The organism is Mesorhizobium sp. M0904, from assembly GCF_040319475.1.
Lineage (GTDB): Bacteria > Pseudomonadota > Alphaproteobacteria > Rhizobiales > Rhizobiaceae > Mesorhizobium.
Window position 1 is genome coordinate 1 of the sequence record NZ_JAMYOC010000009.1, and the last position, 10053, is coordinate 10053.

Here is a 10053-nt window from a genome sequence, read left to right on the forward strand (position 1 = left end):
CGAGCGCCGCCGAGCGCCAGATCAGCCCGGACAGGGGAATGAGGATGATGAGGGTGAGGTAGGCAAGCGAGAAGCCGAGCGTCAACCCGAAACCCGGAATGACGCTCGGCTGCCTGAATCGCCACCCCGCCTTGGCGGGTGCTGTGGTCATGTCGTCCTGATCTAAATGCTACTGGGCCGGCTTGTAGATCTGGTCGAATATACCACCATCGCCGAAATGATAAGGCTGTGCCTTCTTCCAGCCGCCAAAAAGCGGGTCGTCGATGGTGATCAGCTTGATCTCAGGCAGCTTGGCCAAGTCCTCCGCCGGCACCAGGTCGGGCTTCGAAGGGCGATAATGGTTCTTGGCGATGAGCGTCTGGCCTTCCTTGGAATAGAGATAGCTCAGATAGGCTTCGGCAACTTTGCGTGTGCCTTTGGCGTCGACATTGGCGTCGACCACGGCGACCGGCGGCTCGGCCAGGATCGAGGTCGGCGGGTAGACGATATCGAAATTGTCGGCGCCGAACTCATCGAGCGCCAGATAGGCCTCGTTTTCCCAGGCGAGCAGCACGTCGCCCAGCCCTTTTTGCGCGAAGGTCACGGTGGCGCCGCGCGCACCGGTGTCGAGAACCGGGACATGCGCATAGAGATTGCCGACGAATTCCTTGGTCTTGGCCTCGTCGCCGCCATCCTTGGAGCTGGCATAGGCCCAGGCGGCGAGGTAGTTCCAGCGCGCGCCACCGGAGGTCTTGGGATTCGGCGTGATCACTTGGACGTCGTCCTTGACCAGATCGCCCCAGTCATGGATGCCCTTGGGGTTTCCCTTGCGGACGAGAAAGATGATGGTCGAGGTGTAGGGCGCCGAATTGTTTTCGAATTTCGTCCGCCAGTCTGGATTGATCTTCTTCGCTTTCGAAACGATGGCGTTGATATCGCCTTCGAGCGCCAGCGTCACCACGTCGGCGTCGAGGCCGTCGATCACGGCGCGAGCCTGCGCGCCGGATCCGCCATGTGACTGCTGGACGGTGACCGTCTCGCCTGTCTCTGCCTTCCAGTGGGCAATGAAGGCCTCATCGAATTGCTTATAGAGCTCACGCGTCGGATCATAGGACACGTTGAGAATGGTGGTGTCGGCAAACGCGAAACCGAGCGTGCCGAACTGGACGGATGTGGCGACCAGTGCGCCGAGCAGTTTCCTGAAATGAGGTTTGGTCATTTCCGCCTCCGTTGAACTCGCGCCAAATCTACCGAATTGATAGAATTTAGATGCAATCAATGTTGCCTTTTTTGGCTCATTGAAGCAATTTTTCGCCTGGTTTCGGCGATGCGAGGAACTATTTTCCCGCATGGACCATGATCGCGCTCCCGACGCGATTAACTAGAGACGGCCAGCTCTTCGGCAATGGCTGCGTCTCGTCCGAACGAGGTTTCGGCAGCTTATTCGCCGGTAACGGGAAAGTTGAAGCGCTCTCTTGGAAACGGCTCGTTTTCCAGCGTGAAGTGCCACCATTCGCGTGGGTAATTCTTGAAGCCGCCGGCGCGCATCGCCTCGACAAGTCTTTTGCGGTTAGCCGCGGCTTCATCGTCTATCGCTCGGTGAGCCGTTTCGCTCGCCGGATCGAAACAGTCGAAACCGGTGCCGAAATCGAGCGTGTCGGCATCGGTCGCGCCGCAGGCCGGTTTCGGAGCGCTCGTGCGGCCGGCCTGTTTTTTATGGTTGACCCGGGCGATCGCGACATCGACCGTCGATCCGCGCGAATGGGTGGACAGTTCGCCGATATAACCCTTGGCGATGAGATCCTTGCGCTTGACCTTTGGATACCATTGCGGGTCCGGTGGCCCGCCCGTTTTTGTCCATTCACTCATGTCGGAGACAGCCCGCGCAGGGCGGTAGCAGTCGAACACGACCAGCGTCAGCCCTTCGGCAGCAATCGCTTTCTGCACTGCCGAAAGCGCTTGCGCCGCTTGCCTGGTGAGGACGCATACCGGCGCATCGTAGCCGCTTACCTTGCGATGCAGGAAATTTTCGAGGCCGGCATAGCGGATATCCTGCCGGATACTGGGATCGATGTCGGCCAGCCGAACAAAGCCGGCGGGGAGGGTGTCAGCAAAGGCCGAGGAAATACCGGCGGCGGAAAGCAAGGCGTAAACCCCAATCCCTTGAATCACCTGCCGGAATCTATTCAAGGGAAATTTTCACTCGACAAAAACCTTTACGCTGGCCGCGCGTCCCGCCGCGTCGATCACGGTCAGGGTCGAATAGCCGGCGCCGTCCGGCTGCCAGGTTGCGGTGCGCCGCCGGTCGATGCCGACCAGCGGCTTGCCGTTGGCCAGCCAGCGGAACGGTGCGCGGCCGCCCTGCAGCTTGAGAACCAGCGGCGAGGCGTCGGCCGAGGAAGTGCCGAGGTCGACGCGGGCGCCGTCTGGCGGAAAGATGATGGTTGGCGCAGGCTCGGTCGGCGTCGCCTGCACCAGCCCATCGGTGCCGGCGCCGAAGCGCGTCAGCGTCACCGGCAGCTCCTCGCGTTTCGGACGCCGGACGCCGGACGGCTGGCTTGGCAGTGGTACGGCGGCCAGGCCGGAACGGACAAAGCCTTCGAACAGGATGGGCGCCGCCGAGATGTAGCCGGACAGGCCGGGCACCGCGCCGGCGTCGGGGCGGCCGACCCATACGCCGAGCACATAGCGGCCGTCAAAGCCGACCGACCAGGCGTCGCGATAGCCGTAGGAGGTGCCGGTCTTGTAAGCGATGCCGCGTTGGGCGGCACCCTGAGGCGGCTTGACGCCTGACAGGATGTCGGTGATCTGCCAGGTCGCCTGTCCGTCGAGAATGGTTGTGGTCGAGCGTTCGGCATTCTCCGGCTCGGTGCCGTCACGCAGCGTGTGTGCCTTGCCGCCATTGGCAAGACCGGCATAGAGCTGAACCAGGTCGCGCAGTGTCATCCCGACGCCACCGAGGCCGATTGCCAGGCCAGGCGCCTCGTTGACGGGCAGTACAGGGATCACATCGGCCTGGCGAAAGCGCGCCATCAGCCGGGCCGGGCCGACCGCGTCGAGCACGCGGATTGCCGGAACGTTGAGCGACAATTGCAGCGCCTGCCTGATGCTGACATCGCCCTGATAGCCCATGTCGAAGTTCTTCGGCCGGTAGCCGGAGAAATCGGTTGGGCTGTCCTCGATCAGCATCTCCTGCGCCACAAGGCCTTGCTCGAAGGCGAGGCCGTAGATGAACGGCTTCAGCGTCGAGCCAGGCGAGCGGACGACTTTGGTCATGTCGATCCAGCCCGAACGGGTGGCATCGAAGAAATCGGCAGAGCCGACCTCGCCAAGGATATCGCCGGTGCGGGCATCGGCCAGCACCATGGCCACCGAGAGGCGAGGGCCGAGCCTGGCGGCTGCATCTTTCGCCACCTGCTCCAGCCCTTCCTGGACACTCTTGCGGATCGTCAGTTGCAGCTTCTGGCCGGGGATGGCCTTGGGCAGCATTGCATAGGCCGCATGGGCAGCGAGCGCAGGCAAGGTGCGCCGCAGCCCCGACACATCCTCGAGCGCGGCACGCGCGGCCTCACGTTCGCCGAGCAGGCCTGCCGAGACCATGCGGGTCAGCACCCTGTCGCGGGCAGCGTGGGCAATCTCGAGATTGCGATCAGGGCGTCGCTTTTCCGGCAATTGCGGCAAGGCGACGAGCAGGGCGGCCTCCGAGACCGTCAGCCGTTTCGGCTCCTTGCCGAAATAGGCGAGCGAAGCGGCGCGCACACCTTCGAGATTGCCGCCATAGGGCGCCAGCGTCAGATAGCGTTCGAGGATCTCGCGTTTGGAAAGCCGCCGTTCGATTTGCAGGGCGCGCAGCATCTGCTTGATCTTCGAGCCGAGGCTGCGGCTGTCGCGTGGTTCGATCAGGCGGGCGAGCTGCATCGAGAGCGTCGAACCGCCGGAGACGATATGGCCGCTGGTCGCGAACTGGCCGGCGGCACGCGCCAGTGCCAGCACATCTATGCCTTGGTGACCCCAGAAACGCTTGTCCTCATAGGTGACCAGCATGTCGACGAACTGCTTGTCGATCTGGTCCAGGCTGGTAGCGAGCCGCCAGTAGCCGTCCGGCGTGGCGAAGGCGCGCAGCAGTTGGCCGTCTCGGTCCTGCACCTCGGTCGAGACCGTCAAAGCAGCCGGCAGCGGCGGCGGAAATGCGCGGTCGAGCTGCCAGAGGGCGACGGCGGAAATGGCCACGAGGCCGGCGCAAGCGGCGGCGGTGATGGCAGTTCGGCGGAGGAATCTTCTGGAGAGCACGGCACCGCCCTTCTCCCTTCTCCCCTTGTGGGAGAACGTGGATTGGCGCGCAGCGCCGAGACGGTTGAGGAGTGCTGGCCAGAGCGCTATTGGTGCCAAGCTGGAACACCCCTCATCCGACCTCGCTTCGCGAGGCCACCTTCTCCCACAAGGGGAGAAGGGAGAGCCGGCCGCGACCTCGGCTCCCTTTCTGCAACGCTGAAGATTGGCGAAATCCTTTGCGACGGTGCCATCGCCATATTCCTATCCGCCCTTTTTTGCCTTACGGCGCCTTGACCTCCATCATGCCGGTGGCGGTGCGGGCCGAATATTGCGGCCGGTACATGTCCTGGATCGTTGCCGCCGGGTGGGCATAGGTGCCCGGCGTCACCGCGCGCACGACGTAGGCGAGCGTGATGTTGCGGTCGCCGTCGCCGTCGTTGGGATTGAACGCCGCGACGAAACGGTCGTCGCGGAATTCGAGATGGGCGGCATCGGTCTGAGCCAGCCAGGAGAAGTTCGTCAACTGAGCGCTGGAGACCAGGCCCGGATTGTCGATCTCGAAGCCGGCCGGCAACAGGTCGGTGATCAGCAGCCGCGAAGGCCAGGTGTTCTGCTCGTAAACCTTGAGCACGACGACATAGCGTTCGTTCTGCTTGACCTCCGTCACGTTGGCCTCTGTGCCGTCGAGCTTGTAGTAGGTACGGCTGATGGTAAAGCCGTTGCCGCCGGCCGGCAGAGGCTGGATCGGGGAGGCCACAGTGGTGACGACCGCCTGCAGCGGATTTCTGCCGGTATTAACGATGGTCAGCGGACTGTCGGCCAGGTCGCCACCGGCGATCTGGTCCGAATAGCCGCCGGCATGCGGTGCGCCGTTGACGGTCAGCGCGATCGAATCATTGCCGGCCTTCAGCGCCCGGGCCGCCAGCAGCATCCAGGACTCGTCCTGCGTGCTGGTCCACCTAGCGTCGGCGCGTTCCCTGGTCACCAACTGGATCAGCGCCGGCACGATGGTCGGAACCGGCTTGCTTTCCGCGGCAAGCGCCAGGATCGCCGCGCCGTCACGCAGCGGCGAGCCATAGTCGGATCGGTAATAGTCATATTCGGGTGTCGACTTGGCCAGTTGCAGCGCGGCCTGGAAGGTTGCCTCCGAGCGCTGCGTGTCACCGTAGAGCGCGAGAGACGCCGCCAGCTGGGCGACGGCCATCGGGCTGGTAAAGGCCTCGAGCTGGGTGTCGGCATAATAACGCAGATCGCCGACCGAGGCCTTCTTGTTGCGGGCAAGCACATAGAGCGCGTAGGCGATCTCGCTGCCACGATCCTGGACGTCCTGATCGTAGCCGATCGCGTTCTGCAGATTGCTCAGCGCCTGGTTCATCGCCAAGGCCGGCACGTCGTATTTCTGCTCGCGCGCCCGGGTCAGGAAATCGGTGACATAGGCGTCGAGCCACAGATCGCCGGAACCCGGACCCCACAGGCCGAAGCTGCCGGCCGATGCCTGGTAGCTCAGCACCTTGTAGATGGCGTCCTGGACGCGGCCATGCAGATCGGGGTCGCTGGCCATGCCGATGCCGGAAGCCATGTCGTTGACGTAGAGAAGCGGCATGGCGCGGCTGGTGGTCTGTTCGGCGCAACCATAGGGATAGCGGTCGAGCGTCATCAGCAGCGACGGCACGTCGAAGGCAGCCGCCTGCGAAACGCCGACGCTGACCGAAGCGCCATCGAGCAGGCTTGCCGCCAGCAGTTCCTTGTCGACGCGCAGCGCGCCGCCATTGCCCTTGAGGTCGACGACCATGCGGGTGGTCACCGGCAGTTGCGCCGGGCGCACCGGCACATAGAGCGTCTGCTCGACGGCGGTGCCGTCGGCATGCGCAAGCCTGATGGTGATCGAGGCGTTGCCTGCGGTCTGCGCAATCAACGGCACGGTCAGTGTCTGCCGCTTGCCTTTGGCGAGCGTCAGCTTTTCAGGCAAGGCGGCATTGCCGGTTGACAGGTCGCCTGTCGTGTTGACGGTCAGCTTGTAGTCGCCTGCGGGGCCGTCGGTGTCGGCGACGTCGAGCCGCATGAGGGCGGAATCGCCGGGCGCCAGGAAGCGCGGCAGGCCGGCGGTGATTACCACCGGATCACGCACGATGACGTCGGACTGGGCATGGCCGACCGCTTCCTTGGTCCAGGCGACGGCCATGACGCGCACGGTGCCGTTGAACTGCGGAATGTCGAAGTCGATCCGCGCCTTGCCGTCGGCGTCGAGCTGGACCGGGCCGGAGAAGAAGGCGACCAGCTTTTCGGTCGGCGGACTGCCTTGCGATTGCATGTTGGCGCCGTCGCCGCCGGTGCGCAGCTTACCGGTTGTGCCCAGCGAGCCGTCGATCAGCCGGCCATAGATGTCGCGAACCTCGAGACCGAGCATGCGCTGCCCGAAGAACCAGTTCTCCGGATCCGGTACCTTGTAGTTGGTCAGGTTGAGGATGCCGACGTCGACGGCCGCGACCATGACATAGGCGTTGGTGCCGGGCTGCACGCCGGCAACGGCGACCGGGATCGACAGCTGCTGGCGCGGCATGGTCTTGCCCGGCGTCGCCAAGCTGACCGCAAGCTTCCGCGAGCCGGGATCGAGCTTCAGCCATTTGACGCCGATGGCGCGCGCCGGCATGCGTGTCTCTTGCGCATCGCCCGGCCTGAATAGCGTTGCCGTGACGTAGGCGCCGGCGCCCCAGTCGTCGCCGACCGGGATGTCGACAGTGCTGCCGCCGGCCGGCACGCTGGCGGTGACGGTCTTCAGGAGCTTGTCGGCGCCGATGGTGACGAGCAACTCGCCGGCAAAGTGCGGCGACACTTTGAGCTTGGCCACTTCACCCGCCGCATAGGTATCCTTGTCGAGGGCGATCTCGAGGCCGTCGGGCGTTTCGGTGGTGGTGGAACTGACATACCAGCCGGCGTCGAACTCATAGCTGGTGGCCGGGCCTTCCGGATCCGCTGTCTCGATCTCGAGCCGGTAGCGGCCCCAGTCGACCGGCAGCGACACCGTAGCCTCGCCATCGGCGCTCAGGTCGACCTGGCCGTTGGCCACCGCCTTGGTGAAGGTGACCGGCTCATAGTTCCAGGAGTTGCTCGAGCGATACCACTGGTAGCTGCGCTCGACCTTGACCAACGACCACTGTGCGCCCTTCAGCGCCTCACGCTTGCCGTCTGGGTCGACGGCGACCAGGCTGAACTTGGCCGTGCCGCCTTGCGGCACCTCGTCTCCGTCGAAATCCGGGCGGATGCCGATCATGTGGCCCTGCGGGCGGATGCCGATATTCAGCGAGCGCTCGACGGCACGGCCGCCGGTTTCACGCATCCTGACCGTGATCTTGGCATCGACCAGCTTGGTGGTGGATGGCAATTGATCGACGGAGACCGGGAAGGTCGCCTTGCCGTCCTCGCCGACCACCGGCAGGCCAGTGAAGGGCGTCACTGTCGGTTCAGCCGACTGTTCGTCGGCGAGACCGAAGGAATAGCCTTTGAAGCGGTCCCAATCGCGGGCGGTCGACAGCGTCAATTCGCCTTCGAGCGCGAGGCCCGCGGCCGGCGCGCCGTAGAGAAAGCGGCCGTCGACGGTAATGTTGGCGGTCTCGCCCTGGGCGATCTCCTGCTTGTCGGAGGACAGGTCGAACTCGATGCGGTCCGGTACGAAGTCCTCGACCAGGAACATCTGGCTGGCAACCGCCGCCTGCTTGGGATCGGTATGGATCGCCACCGTCCAGGTGCCGCGCATGGCGTTGGGTTCCAGCGGCAGGTCGACCGCGTGACCACCGGCCGACGCGCCGTCGCTGACGATGCGGCGGTCCTCGACGCCGTCGGGCCGCGAGAAGATGAAGGTCAGCGGCAGGTTCTCGACCGCCTTGGCGGCACTGTCGCGGGCAAGAGCCGCGACATGGACATCTTCGCCGGCGCGGTAGATGCCGCGCTCGGTCCAGGCATAGACGTCGAGCGCGCCAGGTGCCGGCCGTCCGGCGACGCCACGGTCGGACAGGTCGAAGCCGGCGCGGCCCATATCGAGGAAGACGAAATCGTCGTCGCCCTGTTTGGCCATCAGCACGGCCGGCGCCATGCCGCTGTCGCCGCGCGTCAGGCCGGGATTGAACACCGCCCGCCCTTCCGCGTCGGTGGTCGCGGTGCCGAGGATTTCATTGTTCCTGGCCAGCAGCGTCAGCTCGGCGCCGGCAATCGGCTTGGCGGTTGCGAGCGAACGCGCAAAGACGTTCAGTCCATCCTGTCCGGTATAGGTCGACAGGCCGATATCGGAGACGACGAACCATTGCGTGGCGTGCGAATCATAGTCGTCGCTGCGATCGTCGACGGCTTGTGCGGTCAGCACATAGACGCCGGGCTTGCGCTTCGGCAACGCCTCATCGATTGGGAAGGAGGTGGTGACTTCCTTGTTGAGGTCGTTGGCGATGTCGAGCTGGCCCTGCCAGACCGGCTCGCCCATCTGTTCGGAGATGTTCGAAATGTCGTAGCCGTCAAGCTGGCGCAGGAACTGATATCCCGACAGAAGTTGGGCCAGCGAGCGGTCGCCGATGCGGAAGAGCTTCATTTCGGCGGCATTCATGTTGACGGTGACGACCGGTATGCCGCGGCGTGCGCCGGCGGGCAGCACGAAGCTGTCGCCGGTGAAGCGGGCCGAAGGCGCGCGGTCCTGCACATATATCGATAGAACCACCGGTGCCGCGGTGACCTCGCCAATGGCGGCCGGCAGGCCGGCGCGGAAGGTCACGTCATAATGTTGGCCGTGCTCGAGCCCTTCGACGCAGATCTGCTTGTCCTTGGCTTCGACGCCCTTGGGAGCGGCGTTGTCGACAGTAACGAACTGCGAGTAGTCGACGCCGGTCTTGACCAGCTCCTCGGAGAACTGCGCGCAGATGCGTGGCGCGCTCGTGTCGGCATCGACGGTATGATCGATGACGCGGAAGCCCTTGCGGGCCTTGAGATCCTGGTAGGCGGCCCTGACTGCCGGCGAATTGACGAGAGCGAGGCTCGCCTCGTAGGCCTGCAGGGCCGGCCTGTAGAGATCGCGGCGATCAAGGCCGTCCCCGAGCAGCGCCAGCACGTCGGCGCGCGTCCTGGTGGTGCGCAGCAATTTGTAGGCATTGAAGGCGGCGGAAGTGGCGTTCGCCGGCAGCGTCGACGGCTCCGAACTGTTGGCGGTCGGATGGACGGCAAGCGTTTCGCGCGCCAGCTCGAGCCAGAGCTGGCCGTCATCAGGCAACGCCGAAACCGCCGCCTCGTATTTGTGCATGGCCGCGCGATGATCGCCCGTCAGCGCCGACTGTTCGGCGGCGGCCCTCAGCGCCGTCAGCCCCTCGGTCGGCTTGGTGTAGGTCGGGCCAGTGAGCTTGTTGCGGTATTGCTGGGCCTGGTCTGCCATCCAGTTCGGGAAGAAGGCGAGTTCGGGTGGCGCGCCGATGTCGGGATCGCCATCGATGTTGACGACCTTGCCGGCGACGGCGCCGCTGAAGGGTTTCAACGAGTTGTAATCGGATTTAAGAAAGCACCATTTGGCCTTGAGGTTGTAGGTGAAGGCGCGGCAGGCCGGGTCGCCGAGGCAGGTGGTCTTGCACTGGTCGAGGCTGACATTCTGGTCGGATCTGAGATCGAAACCGAAATAGTCGGAATTGTCCGATGTCACCACCCGCCGGGCTTCGGCCGCTTGCGCGACACCGCTCCAGGCAAAAAAGAGAAGGAAAAGAATCGATAGACCACGAGCCGCGCGCATTGCCATAAACCCCTCCAGACAAGTGCTGACGTCCAGAAATCTTCAAG

4 protein-coding genes and 1 pseudogene are annotated in these 10053 nt (G+C 64.4%); all 5 read right to left on the reverse strand.

What is annotated here, in order from left to right:
- Positions 1-151, reverse strand: a pseudogene (locus tag NKH80_RS11355) (molybdate ABC transporter permease subunit); the annotation flags it as partial.
- Between the two features lie 18 nt (positions 152-169).
- Positions 170-1198, reverse strand: a complete 1029-nt coding sequence (locus tag NKH80_RS11360) for a sulfate ABC transporter substrate-binding protein (RefSeq protein WP_352505538.1) — start codon at positions 1196-1198, stop codon at positions 170-172.
- 221 nt (positions 1199-1419) lie between these two features.
- Entirely contained in the window at positions 1420-2124 is a 705-nt protein-coding gene (locus NKH80_RS11365; protein WP_352505539.1) for a M15 family metallopeptidase, read from the reverse strand.
- Positions 2125-2178: 54 nt separating this feature from the next.
- Positions 2179-4269 (reverse strand): penicillin-binding protein 1C, encoded by a 2091-nt coding sequence (pbpC, locus tag NKH80_RS11370; RefSeq protein ID WP_352505540.1) that lies wholly within the window; start codon positions 4267-4269, stop codon positions 2179-2181.
- Between the two features lie 262 nt (positions 4270-4531).
- Positions 4532-10012, reverse strand: coding sequence for an alpha-2-macroglobulin family protein (locus NKH80_RS11375; RefSeq protein ID WP_352991615.1), 5481 nt, complete (start codon positions 10010-10012; stop codon positions 4532-4534).
- Between the last annotated feature and the right edge of the window lie 41 nt (positions 10013-10053).

What these genes read in the sequence shown, in the direction of transcription:
- NKH80_RS11375 (WP_352991615.1), bottom strand. Translation starts at nt 10,012, where the DNA reads ATGGCAATGCGCGCGGCTCGTGGTCTATCGATTCTTTTCCTTCTCTTT.
- NKH80_RS11360 (WP_352505538.1), bottom strand. Translation starts at nt 1,198, where the DNA reads ATGACCAAACCTCATTTCAGGAAACTGCTCGGCGCACTGGTCGCCACA.